Genomic DNA, 23,936 nt, shown 5'->3' on the forward strand with positions numbered 1-23,936 from the left:
AGATCACTCCCGGCCGCTGGCGTGACCCGGTCCCGGGGTGGGTATTCGGCCCGCATGGCCCTCGACACCGCCGCGCCCGTGAGCGCGCCCGAGATCGACGTTCCCGCGCTGACCGCGCTGCTCGACGGCGAGTACGCCGAGATCCGCGACCTGGTGCGCAGCAACCTCACGGCGTACGCCTCGGTGCTCGAGGAGGCCGAACGGCTCGACACCGCGGCCTACCGCGACCGGGTCCGCGACCTCGTCGTCGAGATGGCGGCGACCGGCCAGACCGGCATGGGGTTCCCCGTGGAGCACGGCGGCGGAGGCGACATCGGGGCGTCGATCGCGGCGTTCGAGACGCTCGCCTACGGCGACCTCTCGGTGCTCGTGAAGGTCGGCGTGCAGTTCGGGCTGTTCGGCGGCGCGATCCTGCAGCTCGGCACCCAGCGGCACCACGACGCCTACCTCAGCGACCTCGTCACCGGGCGGTTGCTCGGCTGCTTCGCGATGACCGAGACCGGCCACGGCTCCAACGTGCAGGCACTGGGCACGGTCGCGCGCTACGACGCGACAACGCAGGAGTTCGTGATCACCACGCCCGACGACAGCGCCCGCAAGGACTACATCGGCAACGCCGCCCAGCACGGCGAGCTCGCGGTCGTCTTCGCGCAGCTCGAGGTGGGGGACCGGTCGGAGGGCGTGCACGCGTTCGTCGTCCCGATCCGCGTCGACGGCGAGGTGGCGCCCGGCGTACGCATCGAGGACGACGGACGCAAGATGGGCCTCAACGGCATCGACAACGGCCGGATCTGGTTCGACGACGTGCGGGTGCCGCGCGAGGCGCTGCTCAACCGCTTCGCCGACGTGAGCCCCGAGGGCGTCTACGAGAGCTCGGTCGAGAACCCCAACCGTCGCTTCTTCACCATGCTCGGCACCCTGGTGCAGGGCCGCGTGTGCGTCGGCGGCGCCGGCATCAACGCGGCGAAGGTCGCGCTGGCGATCGCGACGAAGTACGCCGCGCGCCGCCGGCAGTTCGAGGCGACCTCCGACACCGAGGAGGAGCTGCTCCTCGACTACGGCCTGCACCAGCGCCGGCTGCTGCCGCTGGTCGCGCGCACCTACGCGCTGCACTTCGCCCAGGACGTCGTCCGCAGCCAGCTGCACGAGGTCTTCTCCCGCGCCCAGTCGCCGGAGGGCGCCGGCGACGAGCACGACCGGCGCGCGCTCGAGGCGCGGGCCGCCGGCACCAAGGCGCTCGGCACCTGGCACGCGACCCGGACGATCCAGGAGTGCCGCGAGGCGTGCGGCGGCGCGGGCTACCTGGCCGTCAACCGGTTCGCCGCGCTCAAGGCCGACACCGACATCTTCACGACGTTCGAGGGCGACAACCACGTGCTGCTCCAGCTCGTCGCCAAGGGCCTGCTCACCGACTACGCCAGCGAGTTCGAGGACCTCGACCAGCTCGGCATGGTCCGCTTCGTCACCAACCTCGCGGTCGAGACCGTCATCGAGCGGACCTCGGCGCACAAGCTGCTCGAGCGGGTCCGCGACCTGCTGCCGGGGGGCGACCAGTGGGACCAGGAGGCGGGGATCCTGGACTCGGACTACCACCTCGCGATGCTGCGCTTCCGCGAGGAGCACATGCTCTCCGGCGTCGCCCGCCGCCTCAAGCGCGGCATCGACCAGGGCGTCAACCCCGGCTCGGTCTTCTCCCAGGTCCAGGACCACGTGGTCGCCGCCGCCAACGCGCACGTCGAGCGGCTGGTGCTGGAGGCCTTCGTCGACCGGGTGCGCGCTCTGCCCGACGGCGGCAACAAGGCCGCGCTCGGCCTGCTCTGCGACCTCTACGCGCTCACGACCATCGAGGCCGACCGCGCCTGGTTCATGGAGCACGGCCGGCTGACCGTCGTCCGGTCCAAGGCGATCAGCCGCGAGGTCGGCGAGCTGTGCCGCAGGGTGCGCCCGCTCGCGGTCGACCTCGTCGACGCCTGGGGCGTGCCAGCGGAGATGCTGCGGTCGCCGGACCTGGTCGGCTGAGCTTGGTGGGGTGGCCGGTGGTCACCCCTGCCGCGGTTTCATCAAGGGATGACGGTGAACCTGCGCATCCCTCGCCGAGCTCGTCACGGGAAGCGCGGTTCCGCCTGCATCCCTTGATGAAACGCCGCGCGCCCGCGCCGCGCGCCCGCGCCCCAGCAGCGCGCCCGACACGACGCAGACGCGCGAGGGCTCAGTGGCCCTGGGTCTTGAGCCGCTCGAACGACGCGTGCACCTCGGCCTCGGCCTCGGTGCGGCCGACCCACTCGGCGCCCTCGACGGACTTGCCGGGCTCGAGGTCCTTGTAGACCTCGAAGAAGTGCTGGATCTCGAGGCGGTCGAACTTCGACACGTGCGAGATGTCGCGCAGGTGCTCCAGGCGCGGGTCGCTCGCGGGCACGCAGAGGACCTTGTCGTCGCCGCCGGCCTCGTCGGTCATCCGGAACATGCCGATCGCGCGGCAGCGGATCAGGCAGCCCGGGAACGTCGGCTGCTGCAGGATGACCATCGCGTCGAGCGGGTCGCCGTCCTGGCCGAGGGTGTTCTCGATGAAGCCGTAGTCGGCCGGGTACGCCGTCGACGTGAACAGCGTGCGGTCCAGGCGCAGTCGGCCGGACTCGTGGTCGACCTCGTACTTGTTGCGCTCACCCTTGGGGATCTCCACCAGCACGTCGAACTCGAGCACGTCATCCTCCGCCATCGTCTGCGCCTCAGACGGGCGCGATCATCACGTTCCGGGTGGGCCCGAGCACGAGCCCGCACCAGTCTCGCGCACAATGGCGCCAAACGTGGAGTCGGAAGGGGTGCGGAGTGGGTCGACGTGACGCACGCCACGGCAGCCGCCTCGCGTTCTGGCTCCCCGTGCTGCTCGTCCTCGCCCTGCTCGGCGGCGCGGGCACGGCCTACTGGCTCGACCTCGACCGGGCCGATCCCGACGAGGAGCCGGCCGCGGTCGCACCGCCCGCCGGCCTCGACCTGCCGCCGCTCACCGAACCCGCGCCGGTCGCGCTCGCGGCCGCAGGGACGGCCGACCCCGCGCGGGTGGGTCGCGTCGTCGCGCGGCTGCTGGACGACGCCGACCTCGGGCCCCACGTGCTGGCCACGGTCGCCGGGCTCGACGGCTCGGTGCTCTACGCCGAGGGCGACGGCACGGCCGTCCCGGCCTCGACGCTCAAGCTGGTGACCGCCGCGGCCGCACTGCACACGATGCCGGCCGACCAGACGTTCGCGACCACGGTGGTCACCGACGGGCCGGGCCGGGTGGTGCTGGTCGGCGGCGGCGACCCGCTCCTCGCCTCGACCCGACCGGACCGCGACGCCTACCCGCGGCCCGCGGACGTCGTCACCCTCGCCCGCGCGACCGCGCGGTCGCTCCAGGCGAGCGGCACCACCGAGGTGAGGGTCGGGTACGACGCCTCGCTGTTCACCGGCCCCGACGTCAGTCCGCACTGGCCGGACTCCTACGTGCCTGACGGCGTGGTCGCGCCGATCGAGTCGCTCTGGGTCGACGAGGGACGGCCGGCGAGCGGGTTCGGGCGGGTCGCCGACCCGGCCCGCGCGGCGGCCACGGCGTACGCCGCGGAGCTCGCGAAGGCCGGCATCGCCGTGCGCGGCGAGCCTCGGCAGCGTCGCGCCGACCCGGCCGGCACCGAGCTCGCCCGGGTGGTCAGCCCGCCGCTGTGGCAGCTCGTCGAGCACACGCTGCTGCACAGCGACAACGAGGCGGCCGAGGTGCTGGCCCGCCAGGTCGCGGTCGCGACCGGTGCGCCCGCGACGTTCGCGGGCGGGGCGGACGCCGTGCTCGACGCACTCGCGGCGCTCGGCGTACCCACCCAGGGCGCCGAGCTGTACGACGGCAGCGGCCTGTCCCGCGACAACCGGATCGCCCCCGAGACCCTGACCGCGCTGCTGGTGGCGGCGGCGTCGACGCAGGACGCCGAGCTGCGCCCGGTGCTCACCGGGCTGCCGGTCGCGGGGTTCACCGGCTCGCTGACCGAGCGGTTCGCCGGCGGCACCGTCGACCGGGTCGGCCGCGGGGCGGTGCGCGCGAAGACCGGCACCCTGACCGGGGTCACCGGGCTGGCCGGCACCGTCGTCGACCGCACCGGCACCCCGATGGTCTTCGCCCTGCTGACCGACGACGTGGCACTGCTCGACACCCTCGACGCCCGGGCCGCCCTCGACGACGTCGCCTCGGCGCTGGCCGCCTGCCGCTGCGGCACGGGCGCGGGCTGACGTTGCGGGCGCCCGGGTACGGTCGGCGCATGAGCAGCGCGGGCATGGTCGACTGGGACCTGGCGGTCACGGTCGGCCGCCGGGTCGCCGGCGACGGTCCCGAGGTCACGCGTGCGGACGCCGAGGCGGTCGTGGCCGAGCTGCGCGCCGACGCCGCCCGCTCGACCGGCCTGGTCCGCGACTTCACCGGCATGGTCGACGCCGACCCGACCGCCCCGTCGGCGCCCGTCCTCGTCGTCGACCGCGCCGGCTGGGTGCAGGCGAACGCCGACGGCTTCGCGACCGCGCTCGCCCCGGTGATCGACAAGCTCGCCGACAAGAACACCTCCCGCGCCGCGCAGGCGGTCGGTCGGCGGGTGACCGGCGTGGAGGCGGGCCTGGTGCTCGGCTTCCTGGCGGGCAAGGTGCTCGGCCAGTTCGACCCGTTCCACGCGCCGACCGGCCGGCTGCTGCTGGTCGCCCCCAACGTCGTCCACGTCGAGCGCGAGCTCGGCGTCGACCCGCGCGACTTCCGGCTGTGGGTGTGCCTGCACGAGGAGACCCACCGCGTGCAGTTCACCGCGACGCCGTGGCTCGGTGACCACCTGATGGGGGAGATGCGCGCGCTCGCGGACTCGCTCGAGCCCAGCAACCTCCTCGAGGACGGCGCCGGCCGCCTCGTCGCGGCGCTGCGCGGCCGCGGCGACGCGAGCGTGATGGACCTGATCGGCGGCCCCGAGCAGCAGGAGATCGTCGACCGGGTCACCGGCGTCATGTCGCTGCTCGAGGGGCACGCCGACGTCGTGATGGACGGCGTCGGACCGACGGTCATCCCGACGGTCAAGGACATCCGCAAGCGCTTCAACCGCCGGCGCAAGGGGGCCGGCGCCGGCGACCGGCTGCTGCGCCGGCTGCTCGGCATGGACGCGAAGATGGCGCAGTACCGCGACGGCGCGAAGTTCGTCCGGGCCGTCGTCTCCCGAGCCGGCATGACCGAGCTGAACGCCGTCTGGGAGCGGCCCGAGCACCTCCCCTCCAAGGCCGAGATCGCCGACCCGTCGGCCTGGATCACCCGAGTGCTGTGAGCCTCCACCCGTCCGTCGCGGCCGTGCGCCTCGGCGTACGACGAGCCCTCGACGACGTCGACCCGGGGCGGACCGTCGTCGTCGCCTGCTCCGGCGGCGCCGACTCCACCGCCCTGCTCGCCGCCACCGTCTTCGAGGCCCGCCGGGCGGGCTGGCACGTCGTCGGGGCGACCGTCGACCACGGACTCCAGGACGGGTCCGCCGAGCGCGCGGCCGCCGTCGTCGCGCAGATGGCCGCGATGGGCGCCGCCGAGACCGTCGGCGCGCGGGTCCACGTCGAGGGCGGCGGGCTCGGTCCGGAGGCGGCCGCCCGTCGGGCGCGCTACGCCGTGCTGGAGGAGGTGGCCGAGCGGTTCGCCGCGGCCGCCGTGCTGCTCGGCCACACCCGCGACGACCAGGCCGAGACCGTGCTGCTCGGGCTCGCCCGCGGTTCCGGGGGGCGCTCGCTCGCCGGGATGCGGCGCGCCTTCGACGTCTTCCGCCGGCCGCTGCTCGGCGTGCCGCGCGCCGACACGGTGACCGCGTGCCAGGTCGAGGGCCACGACACCTGGGACGACCCGCACAACGCCGATCCGGCGTACACCCGGGCCCGCGTCCGGCACGCCGTGCTCCCGGTGCTCGAGGAGCAGCTCGGCCCCGGGGTCGCCGAGACCCTCGCCCGCACCGCCGACCAGCTGCGCGTGGACATCGACCACCTCGACGACCTGGCCGACACGGCGTACGCGGCCCTGCGCGAGCCCGACGGCGGCCTCCCGGTCGCGGACCTGGCCGCGCTGGCGGTGCCGGTCCGCCGCCGGGTGCTGCGGCTCGCCGCCCTCGCCGCGGGCGCCCCGGGCTCGGAGCTGACGTACGAGCACGTGCTCGCCGTGGAGGCGCTGGTCACCGCCTGGCACGGCCAGCGGTGGATCGACCTGCCCGGTCCGGTCCGGGCCACCCGCGAGGACGGGACTCTCCGGGTCATCTCCTAGGCTCTGCCCCATGGACGCATCGGACGTGCAGGACGACCTGGTCAACGTGCTCTACACCGAGGATCAGATCCAGGGCAGGCTGCGCGAGCTGGCCGCCCAGATCGAGACCGACTACGCCGGCAAGGACCTGCTCATCGTCGGCATCCTGCGCGGCGCGGTCATGGTGATGGCCGACCTGGCGCGCAGCTTCAGCCGGCACCTCGAGATGGACTGGATGGCGGTCTCGTCCTACGGCTCCGGCACCAAGTCCAGCGGTGTGGTCCGGATCCTCAAGGACCTCGACACCGACATCTCGGGCCGCCACGTGGTGATCGTCGACGAGATCATCGACACCGGCCTGACGCTCTCGTGGCTGACGTCCAACCTCGCCTCCCGCAACCCCGCGAGCGTCGAGATCTGCACCCTGCTGCGCAAGCCCGAGGCGCTCACCATGCCGGTCGACGTGAAGTACGTCGGCTGGGACATCCCCAACGAGTTCGTCGTCGGCTACGGCCTCGACTACCGCGAGCAGTACCGCAACCTCCGCGACATCGGCACCCTCGCGCCGCACGTCTACTCCTGACGGCGCCGGCGGGGCGATTCGACTGCCGGTCGGATGCGCCTGATCGGTGGTTTCCTGAGACAATGCTGATTGGCGACGGTGTGTACCGTCATCAGTCCAGTGGGGCGCCCTGCCGGCCATCTCGGCCAGGGGGGCGCCGAGGCCGTGTCGAGAGAAGCCTGTGAAGCGCATATTCAAGGGTCCGTGGCTGTGGATCGTCCTCGCGGCGGTGGGCGTGCTGCTCGCCCTGCAGTACCTCGTCCCCAACGGCGGGTACGACGAGGTCGAGGCCTCCAAGATGCAGGACTACATCACCTCCGGCGAGGTGAAGGAGATCACCTTCGTCGACGGCGGTGAGCAGGAGATGAAGGCGACCCTCCAGAACGGCGACAAGGTCCGCGCGTTCTGGCTCGACGGCACCCAGTCCACGCTCGAGGACGAGGTCAAGAAGCAGGTCGCCGCCGGCACCACCGACACGTTCAACGTCGAGGTCCCCAAGCCCAGCCTGCTCGGGTCGATCCTCTCGATGCTGCTGCCGTTCGTGCTGATCATCCTGCTGTTCCTCTGGCTGATGAACCAGGTCCAGGGCGGTGGCGGCCGCGGCGTCATGCAGTTCGCGAAGTCGCGCGCCAAGCTGATCACCAAGGACATGCCGAAGACGACGTTCGCCGACGTCGCCGGCTGCGAGGAGGCCATCGAGGAGCTCCAGGAGATCAAGGAGTTCCTGCAGGAGCCGGCCAAGTTCCAGGCGGTCGGCGCCAAGATCCCCAAGGGCGTGCTGCTCTACGGCCAGCCCGGCACCGGCAAGACCCTGCTGGCGCGCGCCGTCGCGGGCGAGGCGGGCGTGCCGTTCTACTCCATCTCCGGCTCCGACTTCGTCGAGATGTTCGTCGGTGTCGGCGCCTCCCGGGTGCGCGACCTCTTCGAGCAGGCCAAGGAGAACGCGCCGGCCATCGTCTTCATCGACGAGATCGACGCCGTCGGCCGCCACCGCGGCGCCGGCATGGGCGGCGGCCACGACGAGCGCGAGCAGACCCTCAACCAGCTGCTCGTCGAGATGGACGGCTTCGACGTCCGCGGCGGCGTCATCCTGATCGCCGCGACCAACCGACCTGACGTGCTCGACCCGGCCCTGCTGCGCCCGGGCCGCTTCGACCGCCAGATCCAGGTCGACGCCCCCGACCTCACCGGCCGCGAGCAGATCCTCAAGGTGCACGCCCGGGGCAAGCCGCTCGCCGAGGACGTCGACCTGCGCGCCGTCGCGCGGCGTACGCCGGGCTTCAGCGGCGCCGACCTGGCCAACGTGCTCAACGAGGCGGCGCTGCTGACCGCGCGCAGCAACCAGAAGCTGATCACCACGTTCTTCCTCGATGAGGCGATCGACCGCGTGATCGCCGGCCCGCAGCGCCGGACGCGACTGATGAGCGAGAAGGAGAAGCTCATCACGGCCTACCACGAGGGCGGCCACGCGCTCGTCGCCGCGGCGCTCCCCGGCACCGACCCGGTGCACAAGATCACGATCCTGCCGCGCGGCCGGGCGCTGGGCTACACGATGGTGCTGCCCGACGAGGACAAGTACTCCCAGACCCGCTCGCAGATGCTGGACACGCTCGCCTACATGCTCGGCGGCCGGGCCGCCGAGGAGCTGATCTTCCACGACCCGACCACGGGCGCCGGCAACGACATCGAGAAGGCCACCAACCTGGCTCGGGCGATGGTCACCCAGTACGGCATGACGGAGCGGCTCGGCGCGATCAAGCTGGGCGACTCCAACTCCGAGCCGTTCCTGGGTCGCGACTTCGGGCACACCCGCAACTACTCCGAGGACGTCGCCGCGATCGTCGACGAGGAGACCAAGAAGCTCCTCGCGACCGCGCACCAGGAGGCGTTCGAGATCCTCGACGAGAACCGTGACGTCCTCGACGCGCTGGTGCTCGAGCTCTTCGACAAGGAGACCCTCGACAAGGAGCAGGTCGCGCGGATCTTCGAGGCGCTGCGCCGCCGTCCCGAGCGCCCGGCGTGGACCGGCTCCGACCAGCGCGTGCCGTCCACGGTCCCGCCGGTCGAGATCCCGCAGTGGATCAGGGACCGGGTGGGCGCCAACGGCCAGGCCGCCGACGAGAGGTCCCAGGCCGGCGCGGTGCTGACCCCGCCCGGGACCGGTGGCGACGTCCACGGCGAGCCCGGCCTCGGGTCGACCGGCGGCCAGCCCGAGCCGCCGGCACCGGGAGCCTGAGCAGATGGTCGACCCGATCGGCGCTGACGTCCGCCGCCCGGAGGATGTGCCGGCCTTCGACCAGGCGCGGGCCGAGGCCGCCGTCCGGGAGCTGCTCCACGCGATCGGCGAGGACCCCGAGCGCGAGGGCCTGCGCGAGACACCGGCCCGGGTGGCCCGCGCGTACGCCGAGCTGACCGCCGGCCTCCGGATGGCCCCCGAGGACGTGCTGACCACGACGTTCGATCTGGGCCACGACGAGATGGTGCTCGTGCGCGACATCGAGCTGTGGTCGATGTGCGAGCACCACCTGGTGCCGTTCACCGGCGTCGCCCACGTCGGCTACATCCCGGCCGAGACCGGCAAGATCACCGGGCTCTCGAAGCTCGCCCGGCTGGTCGACGTCTACGCCAAGCGCCCCCAGGTGCAGGAGCGGCTGACCACCCAGGTCGCGGACGCCCTCGTCGAGCTCCTCGAGGCGCGCGGCGTGATCGTGGTGATCGAGGCCGAGCACCTCTGCATGACCATGCGCGGCGTGAAGAAGGCCGGCGCCCGCACGATCACCTCCGCGGTCCGCGGCACGATGCTCTCCAGCCCGAGCACCCGCGCCGAGGCGATGGCGCTCATCCACCGCCGCTGAGGTCAGCCGAGCTCCTCGGGATCCACCTCGAGGAACTCCTGGATTGGTGCGGGGTGGGCGCCGCCGTAGGATGACGAGGCTCCGCCGCCCGGAGCCCGCCCAGCAGCACGACCAGCCGAAGGACGCACCCGTGACCCACGCCGACCGTCAGTCCGCCGCCGACGGGCACATCCTCATCGGTGGCACCGGCCGCGCCGGCACCACGCTGCTGGTCCAGTACTTCACCGCGCTCGGCTTCGACACCGGGTTCACCCTCGAGCGGGCCCTCAGCCGCGTCGACGACATCTCCCGCTCCGGTCTCGAGCACCCGTACAAGAAGGGCAAGGCCGTCGGCCGACGGCTCGCCTACGTCGCGAAGTCGCCCAACTACGGCCAGAACCTGCACGACGACCTCGCGAACGGTGAGCTCGTCGTCAAGCACTGCATCATCCCGGTGCGCGAGCTCTCCGCGGCGGCCGAGAGCCGTCGGCACGTGACCCGCCAGGCCATCGCCTCGGGCAAGACCGGCGAGCGGCAGAAGGGCGGCGTCGTCGGCGGCCCCGGTGCAGACAAGCGCCAGGAGAAGATCCTGGCGGTCCAGTTCCACCGCCTGGTGCACACGATGCTGACGTTCGACGTGCCGATCCACTTCCTGAAGTTCCCGGAGTTCGCCAAGGGGCAGCAGGACCTCTACGTCGCGCTCGGCCCGATCATGTCGGAGCACGGCGTCACCCGGGAGGAGTCCGACCAGGCCCTCGGGCTGGTGCTGCGGCCCGACTTCATCAACGAGTTCAAGCCCAGCTGACGCGTCGGAGCCCGGCACCGCCTGGGTCGCTCCGGTAGGTTGACCGCCGTGCGGTACCTCGAGTTCCTGACCCGTGTCCACGCCCTCCAGCAGCCCGACAACTACCTCGAGATCGGGGTCCGGTTCGGCAACAGCATCGCGCTGGCCAACTGCCGGGCCGTCGGCATCGACCCGGCCTACATGATCGAGGCCGAGCTCTCGGGCGAGGTGCACCTGCGGCGCACCACCAGCGACGAGTACTTCACCCGCCCCGACCCGCTCGAGCCGACCGGCGGCCAGCCGTTCGACCTCGCCTTCATCGACGGCATGCACCTCTTCGAGTTCGCGCTGCGCGACCTGATCAACACCGAGGAGCACTGCCACCCGTGGTCGGTGGTGATCTTCGACGACGTGCTGCCGCGCAACGTGCCGGAGGCGGCGCGGGAGCGGCACACCGGCGCCTGGACCGGCGACGTCTACCCGGTCATCGAGGTGCTGCGCCGCTACCGGCCCGACGTCGCGGTCGTGCTGGTCGACACCCTGCCGACCGGGCTGATGTTCGTGCTAGGGCTCGACCCCGAGGACCGCACGCTGCGGGAGCACTACGACGAGATCATGGCCGAGTACCGCAAGCCCGACCCCCAGCCGGTGCCGCAGCAGGTGCTCGACCGCGTCTCGGTGCAGACCCCGCAGCGGGTGCTGGACGCCGGGTTCTGGAAGGTGCTCGCCGAGCAGCGCGCGAACCCGGACCTGCCGGACTTCCACCGCCGGCTGCGCGAGCAGCTCGCGGCCGACTTCGGGCCGGCGTACGGCCCGGACCAGGTCGCCTGAACCAGGTCGCCTGAACCAGGTCGACTAGCCGCGCACCGACCGGAGCGCGCGACCCGCGAGGCGGCGCGCCTTCGACGCCGGTGCGGCCTCGACCTCGGGCGCCGGCGCCGCGGCAGGTGCCGGGGCGTCCTTGCCGGCCGGCGCCACGGTCATCGCGCCCACCCCGTCGATGACGAGCCGGGCGCCGACCGGCGCGTACGGCGCGCGGCCGAAGCGGGTGTGCAGCGTGCTCTCGCCGGCGAGGCCGCTCACCCAGGCCCGCAGCACCGTCCCGGTGCCGTCGACGTCCTCCAGCCAGGCGACCACGGGCATCTTGCCCAGCCGCAGCCAGCCGGTGACCCGGGCGCCGGGCGCGAGGTCGAGGTTGCGGATCGGGCTGGTGAGCAGGCTGCCGCGCGAGTCCTCGACCACCGTGGTGCGGGCCGGGTCCAGGCGCCGGATCGGCTGCCGGGCGCCGGCGCCCACGTCGAGGCCGAGCCGGCGGTCCTCCACGAAGGAGACCGTGGTGCGGTCGCGGAACGTCGCACCGTGGGCGCGGGCCGCGGTGGCCTCGACCAGCGCCGGAGCGCCCGCGTCGCCGACCCGGAGCGTCGGCCACCAGGTGCCGGTCGGGAGCGGGCCGAGGCCGGGCACGTCCTCCGGGTCGAGCCCGAACGACACGTTGCCACCGTCGACGGTGCCCTCGCCCAGCGGCCACTCGACGCCGGTGGCGGCGGAGTAGACGCTGGCGCGGACCGGCCCGGAGGCGGCGAACGTGAGGTGCAGGACGCCGTCGCGCCAGGTCGCCTCGGCGGCGGCCACGGGCTCGGCGACGTCGGCCGGCGTGGCCGGGTCGGCGGTGTCGGGTGCGTCGAGGAAGCACAGCGTGGTGACCGCGGCGGCGCCGGCCTCTGCCGGGGCGGCGGCGAGGTCGTCGGCGAGGTCGGCCGCGCTGGTCGACGCGCGGCGGCGCAGCCGGCCGGCGGTCGCCGGGAGTGCGCCGGCGGGGTCCTGCGGGGTCTCGGGGCGTACGCCGACCCGCCCGGTCAGACCGGCGACCAGGTCCGCGCCCGTGGTGTCGGCGAGCTCGCTCAGCACGGCGAGCGCGGTCGGGGTCAGTGACCGCCCGGCGGGCACGCCGACGACGTACTCGCCCGTGGCCCGCGCCAGCAGCGCGTCCTCGGCACCGTCGGTCACCGGGACCCGGACCAGGTTGGTCCGGTGACGCGCGATGTCCTCGAGCCGGGCGGTGAGCTCCGGCGAGCGCTCGTCGTCGCCGACGAGGATCTCGAAGTCCGCGGCCGGCAGTGTCTGCCGGTCGAGGCTCGCGAGCAGCTCGCGGGAGCCGGCTGCGCTGGGAGGGACGATGACGGTGACGCGCGACTGCGAGGGACCCGGCATGGCGTCATTGTGCACGACGGGCGGGAACGGACGTCCGACACGCACGCTACCTTCGGCGCATGGTCCTGCCGCGGCTCATGGGTGTCGTCAACGTGACACCCGACTCGTTCTCCGACGGCGGCCGGTGGCTCGCGCCGGAGTCGGCGGTCGCGCACGGACTCGACCTGCTCGCCGACGGGGCGGACATCCTCGACATCGGCGGGGAGTCCACGCGGCCCGGCGCCACCCGCCCGCTGGTGGCCGAGGAGCTGGACCGGGTGATCCCGGTCGTCACCGAGCTCGCCCGCCGGGGCGCGACGGTCTCGGTCGACACGATGCGCGCGGAGGTGGCGGTCGCTGCCGTCGCGGCCGGGGCGACGGTCGTCAACGACGTCTCCGGCGGGCTGGCGGACCCCGACATGCTCACGGCGGTGGCCCGGACGGGCGCGACGTACGTCGCCATGCACTGGCGCGCGCACGCCGACCACATGCGCGACTTCGCGGTCTACGACGGGCCGGGCGGTGTCGTCGCCGCGGTGCGCGAGGAGCTCGCCGGCCGGGTGGCGGCGGCGCTCGCCGCCGGCATCGCGCCCGACCGGCTGGTGCTCGACCCGGGACTCGGCTTCGCGAAGCGCCCCGAGCACAACTGGGAGCTGCTGCGCGACCTCGGCCCGCTGCGCGAGCTCGGCCACCCCCTGCTCGTGGGTGCCAGCCGCAAGTCGTTCCTCGGTAGGCTCCTCGCCTCCGGCGGGTCTCCACGCCCGGTCGGGGAGCGGGAGCACGCCAACACGGCGCTCACGGTGCTGCTCGCCCAACAGGGCGTGTGGGGCCTGCGGGTGCACGACGTGCGCGCGGCTCGCGATGCGCTGAGCGTGGTGGAGCAGGTGCTCGGGCCGCTGACGGGAGAGGACGACCGATGACCGACGAGCTCGCGGTGCTGGGCATCGAGTGCTACGGGCACCACGGGGTGTTCGAGTTCGAGAAGCGCGAGGGCCAGGTGTTCGTCATCGACCTCGTGCTGGGCATCGACACCGCCCCGGCGGCGGCGAGCGACGACTTGCAGGACACGGTCGACTACGGAAGTCTCGTGGCCTCGGTGAAAGCCGCCGTGGAGAAGGATCCGGTCGACCTGATCGAGACCCTCGCCCAGCGGATCGCGGACGTCTGCCTCTTGGGCGACCGTGTTGAATGGGCGCGGGTGACGGTTCACAAGCCGGACGCACCCATCGACGCGACGTTCTCGGACGTCGCGCTGACGATCACCCGGAAGGGCCGCCCGTGACTGAGACCCCGAACCCCCACGTCGTCGACGCCGACACCCTCAGCGGCCAGATGCGTCCGATCCGTCGCGCGGTGCTGGCGCTGGGCTCCAACCTCGGGGAGCGGATGGCGAGCCTCCAGGGCGCGGTCGACGCGCTCGCCGACACCCCGGACGTGTGGATCACCGGCGTCTCGCCCGTCTACGAGACCGAGCCGGTCGACTGCCCGCCCGAGGCGAAGACCTACCTCAACGCGGTCGTCCTCATCGACACCACCCTGGCGGCGTCCCGCCTCATGGATCGCGCACTCGCGATCGAGGATGCCTTCGACCGCGAGCGCAGCGAGGTGCAGAACGCGCCGCGCACCCTCGACGTCGACCTGATCGTCGTCGGCGACCGGCGCAGCGACGAGGACTCGTTGCGGCTGCCGCACCCGCGTGCGCACGAGCGGGCCTTCGTGCTCCGCCCGTGGCTCGACGTCGACCCCGGTGCCGAGTTCCCGGACCTCGGTCCGGTGGCCGGCCTGCTCGAGCGGACCGACGAGAGCGGCATCAAGCTCCGCGACGACCTGGCCCTCGAGTTCCAGTGACGGCTCGGTGAGCGCGGGCCCCACCGAGCCCGAGCAGCGCCCGGGCCGGCTGCGGCCGACGTCCGCGGGCGCGATCACCGCCTGGTCCGTGGTCGGTCTCCTCGGCGGGTGGCTGGTGCACGCCGTCGTCGACCGCACCGGCGGCACCCCGCCGGTGGTGACCTGGGCCCAGCCACTCGCACTGCTGCTGGTGGCCGCGATCCTCGGTGCCACGGCCTACCTCACCTGGCGGGCGGTGCACGTGCACGAGACCCGGCTCGACCCGCAGCAGGCGGTCAACCGGCTCGTGCTGGCCCGGGCGTGCGCGCTGGTGGGCGCGCTGATGGCGGGGGGCTACCTCGGCTACGCCCTGAGCTGGCTCGGGGTCGACACCGACCTGGCGGACCAGCGGCTGTGGCGCTCGCTGGTCGCCGCGGCCGCCGGTGCTGCGATCGTCGTCACGGCGCTGCTGCTCGAGCGAGCGTGTCGCGTCCGATCCGACGAGGATCCCCCCTAACCTGCTCGCATGGCATCCGTGCAGGCTCGTCCTGGTCGGCGCCGGCAGCGCAGCACTCGGCTGACCGTCGCCGCCCTCCTGCTCGCGCTGGCCGCCCTCGCGGTGGTCGGCGCTCTCACGAGCGGCTCCTGGCCCCTGTTGGCCGGCGCCGCCGTGCTCGGTGTGCTCCTCGGAGCCGCCGCCACCCGGATCACCCACCAAGAGCTGATGACCGCCCGCCGTGAGGCGGCGCGGGACCGCGCGGAGCAGGCCCGGGCCTACCGGCGGCTGACCGAGGAGCGGACCGCCGAGCAGGCGGTGTTCGCGACTACGATGCAGCGGCGGATCGCCTACCACCAGGGCGTGGTCCTCGAGCTCGAGGAGGCGCTGGCCAACGCTCAGCAGCGGGCGAGCGAGGCGACCCGCAAGGTCAACGCCGAGGCGCGGCGCGCCGACGCCGCCGAGCGGCGGGTCAGCGACGCCACCGAGCGGTTCGGTGCCGACCTCTCCGCCGCCGAGGACCGGGCGTCCGCGGCGGCGCTGCGGGTCGTGGAGCTCGAGCAGGAGCTCGACGTCGTGCGCTCCCAGCTCGCCGCCGCCACCACCGCGTGGCGGGCCGCCGAGCAGGCCCAGCGCCGTCGCGCCTGACCCCGGCTGAGGCCTGCGCCACGTCCGCAGGACGTTTCCGCTGCCCGAGACGGCGGGCATGCTCGAGCCGTGAAGCCCCCGCAGAACCGGTTCGTGAGTGACCCCGCCCGGCTGCTCGGCGTACCCGCGAGCCTGCCCGAGGGGTGGAACGTCGGTGCCCCGGACCCGACCGACCGCTTCGACGTCGCGAGGCTGACGCACCTGCTGCGCGCCCACGAGCGGCACGGGCGCGGCTGGGCCGGCTCCGGCGTCGACGACGTGCTCGTCGAGGTCTCCGAGCACGGGCTCCGCACCCGCGAGAACGTCGTCGTGCGCGACCCCTCCGGGGAGATCCAGGCGTGGGGCAGCGTCCACGACCGCTCCGTCGGCCGGATGCTCTTCGTGCACGTCGTCCGCCGTGACCTGCCCGCCGGCGTGGCCGACGCGTGCTCGGACGTGCTCATCGCCTGGGCCGAGGCGCAGGCGCGCGAGGTCGGGGCGGCCCGCGGGCTGGAGACCCAGCAGATCGACACCGGTGCCTTCGCCGGCGACGAGCGGCAGGCCCGCTGGCTCGCCGGCGCCGGCTTCGAGCGGGTCCGGACCTGGTGGCAGATGAGCCGGTCCGTCGACCCCGAGGAGGCGACCCTCGTCGAGTCCCCGGAGCGCTGGGAGGCCGACGGCGTCGTGATCCGCCTGGTCCGGCGTACCGGCGCGGGGCTGCCCGACGAAGGCGACCTCCGCGAGGCGCACGACGTGCTCGAGAGCGCGTTCGCCGACCACTTCAACTCCAGCGAGGAGACCTTCGAGGAGTTCCTGCACCGGCTGCGGGAGGACCCGGGCCACCGGTGGGACCACTGGTGGCTGGCCGAGCTCGTCGACGAGGGCGCCGAGCCGCAACCGGTGGCCGCCCTGATCGGCACCGTCTCGGAGTCGACCGGCGGCCAGGACGGCTCGTACGTCGCCTACCTCGGCGTCCTCGAGGCGGCCCGCGGCCGCGGGGTCGCCAAGCGGCTGCTGCGGACCGTCATCGCCGACGCCGCCGCCCGCGGGCGGGACCGCGTCGGCCTCGAGGTCGACGCCGACTCCCCGACCGGTGCCGCCGGCCTCTACACCTCGATGGGCTGGGTCACCCGCTACGTCACCCAGTCCTGGCACCGCGACGTCCCCGTCGGCTGACCCCTCAGGGGCTGTCGGACTCGGCCATCTCGGCGAGCGCGGCACGCAGGGCCCGGTGCACGCCGTTGGGGGTGAGCACGCCGACGAACCGGGCGCCGTCGCGGACGCCCACCATGCCGCGGTCGTCGCGCAGGAGGACGGCCAAGGCCTCACCGAGCGTGATGTCGGCGTCGACGGCGGCGCCGAGGTCCCCGGCGCGTACGCCGTCCAGCGGCTCCACGTGCACGGGGTCGAGCGGGGTCACGGTCAGCCGCCGCAGCCCCGACGTGGAGCCGACGAACTCGGCCACGAAGTCGTCGGCGGGCCGGCCGAGCAGCCGCGCGGGGGTGTCGAACTGCGCGAGCCGGCCGCCGCCGGCGAAGACCGCGACCCGGTCGCCGAGGCGGACCGCCTCGTCGATGTCGTGGGTGACCAGCACGACCGTGACGCCGACCTCGTCCTGGAGTCGCAGGAACTCGTCCTGCAGGCGCAGCCGCACGACCGGGTCGACGGCGCCGAACGGCTCGTCCATGAGCAGCACGGCCGGGTCGCCGGCGAGCGCTCGCGCGACGCCGACGCGCTGCTGCTGCCCACCGGAGAGCTGGTGCGGGTAACGCCCGGCGTACCGGGCGGGGTCGAGGCCGACGAGCTCGAGGAGGTCCCGGGCCCGCTCGCGGGCCTTCGCCCGGGGCACGCCCTGGAGCGTGGGCACCGTCATCACGTTGTCGACCACCTTCTGGTGCGGGAAGAGGCCGACCTGCTGGATCACGTAGCCGATCCGCCGGCGGAGCTGGACGGGGTCCTGCCGGGTGACGTCCTCGCCGTCGATCTCGATGGTCCCGCTGGTCGGCTCGATCAGCCGGTTGACCATCTTGAGCGTCGTGGACTTCCCGCAGCCGGAGGGGCCGACGAGGCAGACCAGCTCGCCGCGCGCCACGTCGAGGTCGAGGTCCTGCACGGCGACCGTGCCGTCGTCGTAGGTCTTGCCGACGCCACGCAGCCGGATCATCGGGGTAGCGTCCATGCGGTGACCCTACTCGTGGCGGCCGCCGCGGCCGAGGAGCCGAGCTGCTACAGCCGCCTGACCAACGAGTGGTTCTGCTGGCAGTACGTCGTGGACCGCCAGGACCAGCTCGAGTCCGCCACCGTGGAGCACCTCCAGATCACGCTGGCGGCCGTGCTGGTCGGCGTGCTGCTCGCCTTCCCGCTGGCCCTGCTCGCCCGCGGCGTGCCGCGGCTGGAGACCGCGATCCTCGGCACGTCGACGATGCTCTACACGATCCCCTCGCTCGCCCTCTTCCCCCTGCTGGTGCCGTTCACGGGGCTCTCCGCCACGACGGTCGTGATCGGCCTCGCCCTCTATGCGCTCACGATCCTGGTGCGCAGCATGCTGGAGGGCCTGCGCGGCGTGCCGGCCGAGGTCCGCGAGTCGGCCGCCGGCCTCGGCTACGGCCCGGCCCGCCGGCTGCTCCGTGTCGAGCTCCCGCTGGCGCTGCCGGTGCTGATGGCCGGCCTGCGGGTCGCGACCGTCTCGACGGTCGCCCTCACGACCGTCGGCACGATCGTGTCGTACGGCGGGCTCGGCGACCTGATCAGCGACGGGGTGCTGACGAACTTCCGCGCCGAGCTGATGACCGCCTCGGTGCTCTGCGTGGTGCTCGCGGTGGTGCTCGACCTCGCCATCGTCGGCACCCAGTGGCTGCTCACGCCGTGGGCCCGAGGGAGGGCGACCGCGCGATGAACGTGCTCACCGACGTCTGGGACTACCTCACGACCGCCGCGAACTGGACGGGCGAGGGCGGCATGCTCCAGCTGCTCGTCGAGCAGCTCCTGCTGACGTTCACCGCGCTCGGGCTGGCGATCCTCGTCGGGCTGCCGATCGCGCTGTGGCTGGGCCACCTCGGCCGGGGCAGCCTGCTCGCGATCAACATCTCCAACGTCGGCCGAGCGGTGCCGACGTTCGCGCTGCTCGCCCTGCTCGTGGTGGCGGACTGGCCGGGGACCCGGGACTTCGGGCCGTACGGCCGCGCGGGGCTGGCGACGATCATCGCGCTGACGCTGTTCGCGCTGCCGCCGATCATCACCAACGCCAACGTCGCGGTCCGCGAGGTCTCGCCGGCCGCGCGGAGCGCGGCGGACGGCATGGGGATGACGGGCTGGCAGAAGTTCCGACGCGTCGAGCTGCCGCTGTCCGCGGCGCTGGTGCTGCTCGGCGTCCGCCTCGCCCTCGTGCAGGTGTGGGCCACGGCGACCATCGCGGCGCTGGTGGCCGGGCCGGGCCTCGGACGGGTCATCACCGACGGCTTCTACCGCACCAACTACGGGAAGGGCATCGCCGGCGCGGTCGTCGTCGCGGCGGTCGCCCTCGTGCTGGAGGGCGGCGCGGCGCTCACGCAGCGCGCGCTCGACCCGGTGCCGCGGCAGGACCCCGACCGGTCCCGGTCCGCGAAAGGGTCCAGGGGAATGTCGGCGGACACGCCTACGGTTGTCGAGGAGACCGACGCCGTCGGCCGCTAGCTAGGACCGGACACGCGCGAGCACCTGCCTCGCGGGACACAGAAGGTGACGTAGATGAACGTTCGACGATCCCTGGCCGCGGCACTCGCCGTCGGCTCCCTCTTCCTCGGCGCCGCGTGCGCCGGCGACGACCTCGACGACGAGGCTGCCGACGACGAGACCACGTCGGCGGCCCCGACCGACAAGGGCGCCGTCAGCATCTCGGGGCAGTCCTTCCCCGAGGCGGCCCTGGTCGCCGCCATGTACGACGAGCTCCTCACCAACGCCGGCTACGACACCGACGTCAAGCTCGTCGACACCCGGGACGCCTACATGGCGACCTTCCCCGGCAGCATCGACGTGGTGCCGGAGTACGTCGGCGGCATCGTCAACTTCCTCAACTCCAAGGCCAACGGCGACAACGCCGAGCCGTTCGTGGCCGGTGACGGCGCGGAGCTCGCCGACCAGGGCCAGGCGCTGCTGGACGACGCGGGCATCACCCTCCTCGACCAGTCGGCCGCGACCGACACCAACGCGTTCTTCGTGACGAAGGAGTACTCCGAGTCCGAGGGCGTCACCAAGCTCTCCGACCTGTCCGGGAAGTCGGTCGTGCTGGCCGCGGCCCCGGACTGCGAGGGGCGTCTCGACTGCGCCGGCGGCCTCACCGACACCTACGGCATCAAGATCACCAAGGTCCTGCCGCTCGGCTTCGCCAGCGACCAGACCTACCAGTCGGTCCTCGACGGTGAGTCCCAGCTGGGCCTGACCAGCACCACCGACGGCACCCTCGACTCCCAGGGGCTGGTCGTCCTCGAGGACGACAAGCAGATCCAGCCCGCGCAGAACCTGGTGCCGGCGGTCAGCAGCGACTTCCTCGAGGAGCACTCCGACGTCGCCGACGTGCTCAACGGCCTGATGGCCGCGCTCACCACCGAGAAGCTCACCGAGCTCAACGGCCGGATCGCGGTCGACCGCGAGACCCCGGAGGACGTCGCGCACGCGTTCCTGCAGGAGGCCGGACTCCTCTGACGCCGGGCCCGCGCCGGGGCCGAGGCGCACCGACGGCACCCCAAAGCGGCCACGAGCTGGCCGCTTTGGGGAGCCGGGAGGCGCCCTCGTGAACCGCCGTGGGGGGCGCGCCGTCCGGACGTGTGATTCGTCGCGGGTGCGCTCGCACCGATAGCATGACGGCCCGGCTGGGCGACAACCGATCGCCGCTCTCAGGGGGAACGGATGAGTTACGGGATGTCAGACCCGCTGCTCTCCGTCGTCGTCCCCACGTGCCGGGGCGCCGAGCGCATCGTCGAGACGCTCCGCTCCCTGGCCCAGCAGACGCTGTCGGCCGACCTCTTCGAGGTCGTCGTCGTCCTCAACGGACCGCGTGACGACACCCCGGCGCGGCTCGCCGACGTGCGCCGGGCGTACCCCGCCCTCCGGCTGCGCAGCATCCGGGTCCCGGAGGTCGGCGCCAGCCACGCCCGCAACGCGGGCATCGCCGCGGCCGCCGGCGCGCACCTGACCTTCGTCGACGACGACGACTGGGTCTCCCCGACGTTCCTCCAGGCGCTGGTCGACGGGATCGAGGAGGGCGTCGTCCCGCTCGCGATGGTCGCCGACGTCGTCACCGACACCGCCGAGCCGGTCGCCGAGTACGACAACTACATCAACCGCCGGATCTCGGTGCACGCGGGCAAGCAGGTCCCCGGCGAGGTGCTCAACACGGCGCTGGGGTTCGTCGCGGCCAAGCTGGTCCCGACGGCGCTGGCCCGGTCCGCCCGCTTCGACGCGGACCTGCGCAGCGGCGAGGACGTCGTCTACTGGTTCGACCTCTTCAACCGCGCGCCCTTCCTCTTCCGCGTGGTGGAGACCAGCACCGACGCCGCCTACCACCGCTCGATCCGCGTCGGCTCGCTGTCGCGGCAGATGGCCAGCTACGACTTCAGCGTGAGCCAGCGGCTCGAGGTGATCGAGCGGCTCGCGGCCCGGGAGGTGTCCCACCCGGCGGCGGAGAAGGTCCGACTCAAGATGGTCACCGCCCAGACCGACCTCATCAACGGCTACCTGCGTGAGACCCGCGACGAGCACCGGCGGGCCATCGAGGAGATCCGGGACCGCGGCCTCGAGCGCGTGATCCCCTACGACGTGCTCAACGCGGGCCTCGCCCGCGACCTGGCGATCTGCTACGCCTTCCCGCCGTACGCCGACACCAGCGCCCTGGTCGCGGCTCGCCGGATCCGGCGGCGCGGCGAGATCGTCGACGTGGTCTCGCACTCGATGCGCGCGATCCGCGGCAAGGACGCGTCCGGTCAGATGATCGCCCAGGAGTTCATCGGCGAGCAGCTGCAGATCCCGGGCAAGCCGGGGGCGTTCAACTGGCGGCGCATCGAGCGGTTCGTCGAGGCCGGCCTGGAGCAGATCCGCACCTGGGAGCAGACCAAGGGCCACTACCGCTCGGTCTACAGCCGCACGATGTGGCCCGCGTCCCACGTGCTCGCGGCTCTCTACAAGGCGCGCCGCCCGGCGACCACCTGGATCGCGGAGTTCTCCGACCCGCAGCTGTGGGACAGCCTCGGCCAGCGGCGCTCCTCGGTGGCGGTGCCCGGGCCGCTGCTCGACGAGCTGACCGCGGCGCTGGAGGCGGTCGGCGTCGAGATCGACGCCGAGGTGAGCATCGCCGAGCTGGTCGAGCTGGTCGCCTACGCGCTCGCCGACGAGATCGTCTTCACCAACGAGAACCAGCGCGAGGTGATGCTCGGCTACCTCGGCGACGCCGAGCTGGCGACCCGCGTCCGGGGCCTGTCGACGGTGAGCGAGCACCCGACGCTGGAGCCCAACTTCTACCACCTCGAGACCGTCGACTACGCGCTGGACCCGCGTGTGATGAACCTCGCGTACTTCGGGGTCTTCTACCAGACCCGTGGCCTCGACGAGGTGCTCGAGGCGCTCGGCCAGCTCACCCCGGAGCAGCGCGGAGTGGTGCGCCTGCACGTGTTCACCGTGCAGCCGGAGGAGCTCACGGCGGCGGCCCACGCGGCCGGGCTCGGTGACGTCATCATCGCGAACCCCTACGTCTCGTACCTCGCCGCGCTCAACCTCGCCACGCGCATGGATGTGCTTCTCATCAACGACGCAAGTACCGTGGGTCTGCACGCCCGGAACCCGTACCTGCCCTCCAAGTGGGCGGACTACGCCGGGAGCGGCACGGATGTGTGGGCGATCGTCGAGCCCGGCAGCGTGCTGTCGACCAAGAAGAGTCGCTACCAGTCGCGCATCGGGGACGTCGACGCCGCGCGCGCCCAGCTGGTCGCGATGATCGAGGACCACCTGTAACGGAGCGCGGCGGACGACCGCTGTAGAACCCGTAGCAGGACTGTCACGCGAGAGAGAGGAACTCTGTGTTCGGAACAGCCAGGATCGTCAAGCTCCGCCCGATGGCCATCGCCATCGTGGCGCCCCTGATGATCGGACTGACCGTGCAGGCGCTCGGCGGCAGCCCCGCTGACGCTGCGAACAAGCAGGTCGAGAAGGCCGAGGCCGCCGCGCGGGAGACCGTGGCGAAGCGCTCGGGCTCGGCCACCCTCACCTTCGCGGGAGCCCCGATCGGGCAGTCCGCGTCCGGCAAGACCGGTCTGACCCCGGGTGTGGCGACGTTCGAGCCGGCGCGGCCCGGCCGCACCGTCCTCATCGAGGCGCAGTACGACGACGGCTGGCGGACCGTGGTCCGCACGGTGCAGGACAACGCCGGCCAGGCGTCGTTCAACGTCGTCGCGACCGACAAGGGTGAGCCGCTGACGTTCCGCGCCGTCACCACCCACAACGGCTTCGAGCGGGGCGTCGCCAGCGCCACCGCCAAGGCGACCACCTTCCCGGTCCTGTGGAAGGACGAGTTCACCGGCTCCGGCAAGCTCGGTCCCCGGTGGATCCACCGCCAGGTCGGCGAGCGCGTCAAGCCGCGCCGCCTGTGCTCCGAGGTCCGCACGCCGAACGCCCGCCGCAAGGGCGGCTCGGCCGTGCTCGAGGTCCGCAAGCTCGGCGGCAAGCCCAAGAAGGCCTGCCGGAAGCACGGCGAGTACACCAACGCGATGGTCGCCGCCAGCAACCCGGCCGACCACGTCAAGTACGGCATCGTCGCGGCCCGGATCAAGTTCCAGTCCAACCGGGGTCAGCACAGCGCGTTCTGGCTGCAGGTCCCCGACGGCCAGGTCTCGAACAACCCGCCGTCGACCGGCGCCGAGATCGACATCGCCGAGTACTTCGGTGACGGCCGCGGCAAGGGCGGGCTCGCCAGCTACGTCCACTGGCTCGACAAGCGCAAGAGGGACGTCTCCATCGGTGGCGAGGCGGACATCTACAAGAAGACCAAGAAGCTCCTGAAGCGCAACAAGGAGTGGTCCGACGCCTGGCACGTCTACTCCGTGGAGTGGACCCCGACCCGCTACATCTTCCGGGTGGACGGGCACGTCACGCTCACCACGAAGCGGGGCATCTCCAACAGCCCCGAGATGGTCGTGCTGAGCGCGCTGAGCTCTGACTGGGAGACGCCGGCGATGAACGCGCGCCGGTTCCCGACCACCACCAAGTACGACTGGGTGCGAGTCTGGGCCAACCCGGCGTACTGATCGTCGAGCCGTGCGTCTGACGCCCGGTGGGACCGTGCCCGCGTGGCCGGTTCCGCCGGGCGTCCGCTGTTTACTACGCTCAGG

23 protein-coding genes are annotated in these 23,936 nt (G+C 72.9%); 20 read left to right on the forward strand and 3 right to left on the reverse strand.

What is annotated here, in order from left to right; genetic code table 11:
• Positions 1 to 54 precede the first annotated feature (54 nt).
• Complete coding sequence (locus HZF07_RS17570; RefSeq protein WP_157343437.1) at positions 55 to 2,019, forward strand: acyl-CoA dehydrogenase family protein; 1,965 nt, start codon at positions 55 to 57, stop codon at positions 2,017 to 2,019.
• Positions 2,020 to 2,209: 190 nt separating this feature from the next.
• Here HZF07_RS17570 and HZF07_RS17575 read toward each other — a convergent pair whose 3' ends face one another.
• The gene (locus HZF07_RS17575; RefSeq protein ID WP_157343439.1) at positions 2,210 to 2,716 is read right to left on the reverse strand and encodes an inorganic diphosphatase; all 507 of its coding nucleotides are present in this window, start codon (positions 2,714 to 2,716) and stop codon (positions 2,210 to 2,212) included.
• 110 nt (positions 2,717 to 2,826) lie between these two features.
• Here HZF07_RS17575 and dacB point away from each other — a divergent pair, with 110 nt between their 5' ends.
• From dacB to HZF07_RS17615, 8 genes are all read left to right on the forward strand, one after another.
• Positions 2,827 to 4,251, forward strand: a complete 1,425-nt coding sequence (dacB, locus tag HZF07_RS17580; RefSeq protein ID WP_157343441.1) for a D-alanyl-D-alanine carboxypeptidase/D-alanyl-D-alanine endopeptidase — start codon at positions 2,827 to 2,829, stop codon at positions 4,249 to 4,251.
• A 29-nt stretch (positions 4,252 to 4,280) separates the two neighbouring features.
• Positions 4,281 to 5,315, forward strand: a complete 1,035-nt coding sequence (locus HZF07_RS17585) for a zinc-dependent metalloprotease (protein WP_232523069.1) — start codon at positions 4,281 to 4,283, stop codon at positions 5,313 to 5,315.
• The gene (gene tilS / locus HZF07_RS17590) at positions 5,312 to 6,283 is read left to right on the forward strand and encodes a tRNA lysidine(34) synthetase TilS (RefSeq protein ID WP_181645322.1); all 972 of its coding nucleotides are present in this window, start codon (positions 5,312 to 5,314) and stop codon (positions 6,281 to 6,283) included. The genes HZF07_RS17585 and tilS overlap by 4 nt, the downstream gene beginning before the upstream one ends.
• A 10-nt stretch (positions 6,284 to 6,293) precedes the next feature.
• The gene (hpt, locus tag HZF07_RS17595; RefSeq protein WP_157343444.1) at positions 6,294 to 6,845 is read left to right on the forward strand and encodes a hypoxanthine phosphoribosyltransferase; all 552 of its coding nucleotides are present in this window, start codon (positions 6,294 to 6,296) and stop codon (positions 6,843 to 6,845) included.
• Between the two features lie 160 nt (positions 6,846 to 7,005).
• On the forward strand, positions 7,006 to 9,060 hold the full coding sequence (ftsH, locus tag HZF07_RS17600) for an ATP-dependent zinc metalloprotease FtsH (protein WP_181645323.1): 2,055 nt from the start codon (positions 7,006 to 7,008) through the stop codon (positions 9,058 to 9,060).
• A 4-nt stretch (positions 9,061 to 9,064) separates the two neighbouring features.
• Complete coding sequence (gene folE / locus HZF07_RS17605) at positions 9,065 to 9,679, forward strand: GTP cyclohydrolase I FolE (RefSeq protein ID WP_157343446.1); 615 nt, start codon at positions 9,065 to 9,067, stop codon at positions 9,677 to 9,679.
• Positions 9,680 to 9,749: 70 nt separating this feature from the next.
• Entirely contained in the window at positions 9,750 to 10,463 is a 714-nt protein-coding gene (locus HZF07_RS17610; protein WP_157343448.1) for a hypothetical protein, read from the forward strand.
• Between the two features lie 48 nt (positions 10,464 to 10,511).
• On the forward strand, positions 10,512 to 11,273 hold the full coding sequence (locus HZF07_RS17615) for a class I SAM-dependent methyltransferase (protein ID WP_309504823.1): 762 nt from the start codon (positions 10,512 to 10,514) through the stop codon (positions 11,271 to 11,273).
• Between the two features lie 24 nt (positions 11,274 to 11,297).
• Here HZF07_RS17615 and HZF07_RS17620 read toward each other — a convergent pair whose 3' ends face one another.
• Positions 11,298 to 12,653: a glycosyltransferase family A protein gene (locus HZF07_RS17620; RefSeq protein ID WP_157343450.1), complete on the reverse strand. Its 1,356-nt coding sequence runs from the start codon at positions 12,651 to 12,653 to the stop codon at positions 11,298 to 11,300.
• A gap of 59 nt (positions 12,654 to 12,712) precedes the next feature.
• On the opposite strand from HZF07_RS17620, the gene folP reads away from it, so the two are divergent.
• The 6 genes from folP to HZF07_RS24580 all read left to right on the forward strand — a co-directional run bounded on the left by folP (position 12,713) and on the right by HZF07_RS24580 (position 16,758).
• The gene (gene folP / locus HZF07_RS17625; protein ID WP_198346420.1) at positions 12,713 to 13,552 is read left to right on the forward strand and encodes a dihydropteroate synthase; all 840 of its coding nucleotides are present in this window, start codon (positions 12,713 to 12,715) and stop codon (positions 13,550 to 13,552) included.
• Positions 13,549 to 13,914, forward strand: a complete 366-nt coding sequence (gene folB / locus HZF07_RS17630) for a dihydroneopterin aldolase (RefSeq protein ID WP_157343452.1) — start codon at positions 13,549 to 13,551, stop codon at positions 13,912 to 13,914. The genes folP and folB overlap by 4 nt, the downstream gene beginning before the upstream one ends.
• Entirely contained in the window at positions 13,911 to 14,480 is a 570-nt protein-coding gene (gene folK, locus HZF07_RS17635; protein ID WP_181645324.1) for a 2-amino-4-hydroxy-6-hydroxymethyldihydropteridine diphosphokinase, read from the forward strand. Before folB ends, folK begins: the two co-directional genes overlap by 4 nt.
• A gap of 7 nt (positions 14,481 to 14,487) precedes the next feature.
• Positions 14,488 to 14,976 (forward strand): DUF3180 domain-containing protein, encoded by a 489-nt coding sequence (locus tag HZF07_RS17640; RefSeq protein ID WP_181645325.1) that lies wholly within the window; start codon positions 14,488 to 14,490, stop codon positions 14,974 to 14,976.
• 9 nt (positions 14,977 to 14,985) lie between these two features.
• On the forward strand, positions 14,986 to 15,603 hold the full coding sequence (locus HZF07_RS17645; protein ID WP_157343456.1) for a hypothetical protein: 618 nt from the start codon (positions 14,986 to 14,988) through the stop codon (positions 15,601 to 15,603).
• Between the two features lie 69 nt (positions 15,604 to 15,672).
• The gene (locus HZF07_RS24580) at positions 15,673 to 16,758 is read left to right on the forward strand and encodes a GNAT family N-acetyltransferase (RefSeq protein WP_198346421.1); all 1,086 of its coding nucleotides are present in this window, start codon (positions 15,673 to 15,675) and stop codon (positions 16,756 to 16,758) included.
• A gap of 4 nt (positions 16,759 to 16,762) precedes the next feature.
• Here the strand turns inward: HZF07_RS24580 and HZF07_RS17655 are convergent, their stop codons facing one another.
• Positions 16,763 to 17,761 carry an ABC transporter ATP-binding protein gene (locus HZF07_RS17655; protein ID WP_198346422.1) on the reverse strand — a complete coding sequence of 333 codons (999 nt, stop codon included), beginning with the start codon at positions 17,759 to 17,761 and terminating at the stop codon, positions 16,763 to 16,765.
• 3 nt (positions 17,762 to 17,764) lie between these two features.
• Between HZF07_RS17655 and HZF07_RS17660 the strand changes: the two genes are divergently transcribed.
• From HZF07_RS17660 to HZF07_RS17680, 5 genes are all read left to right on the forward strand, one after another.
• Positions 17,765 to 18,478 (forward strand): ABC transporter permease, encoded by a 714-nt coding sequence (locus tag HZF07_RS17660; RefSeq protein ID WP_181645326.1) that lies wholly within the window; start codon positions 17,765 to 17,767, stop codon positions 18,476 to 18,478.
• Positions 18,448 to 19,254, forward strand: coding sequence for an ABC transporter permease (locus HZF07_RS17665; protein ID WP_309504824.1), 807 nt, complete (start codon positions 18,448 to 18,450; stop codon positions 19,252 to 19,254). The genes HZF07_RS17660 and HZF07_RS17665 overlap by 31 nt, the downstream gene beginning before the upstream one ends.
• A 54-nt stretch (positions 19,255 to 19,308) precedes the next feature.
• The gene (locus HZF07_RS17670; RefSeq protein WP_157343458.1) at positions 19,309 to 20,262 is read left to right on the forward strand and encodes an ABC transporter substrate-binding protein; all 954 of its coding nucleotides are present in this window, start codon (positions 19,309 to 19,311) and stop codon (positions 20,260 to 20,262) included.
• Between the two features lie 216 nt (positions 20,263 to 20,478).
• On the forward strand, positions 20,479 to 22,563 hold the full coding sequence (locus HZF07_RS17675; protein WP_157343460.1) for a glycosyltransferase: 2,085 nt from the start codon (positions 20,479 to 20,481) through the stop codon (positions 22,561 to 22,563).
• A 101-nt stretch (positions 22,564 to 22,664) separates the two neighbouring features.
• On the forward strand, positions 22,665 to 23,852 hold the full coding sequence (locus HZF07_RS17680) for a glycoside hydrolase family 16 protein (RefSeq protein WP_157343462.1): 1,188 nt from the start codon (positions 22,665 to 22,667) through the stop codon (positions 23,850 to 23,852).
• The last annotated feature ends 84 nt before the right edge of the window (positions 23,853 to 23,936 follow it).

The sequence above is a fragment of the Nocardioides agri genome (genome assembly GCF_013778305.1).
Lineage (GTDB): Bacteria > Actinomycetota > Actinomycetes > Propionibacteriales > Nocardioidaceae > Nocardioides > Nocardioides agri.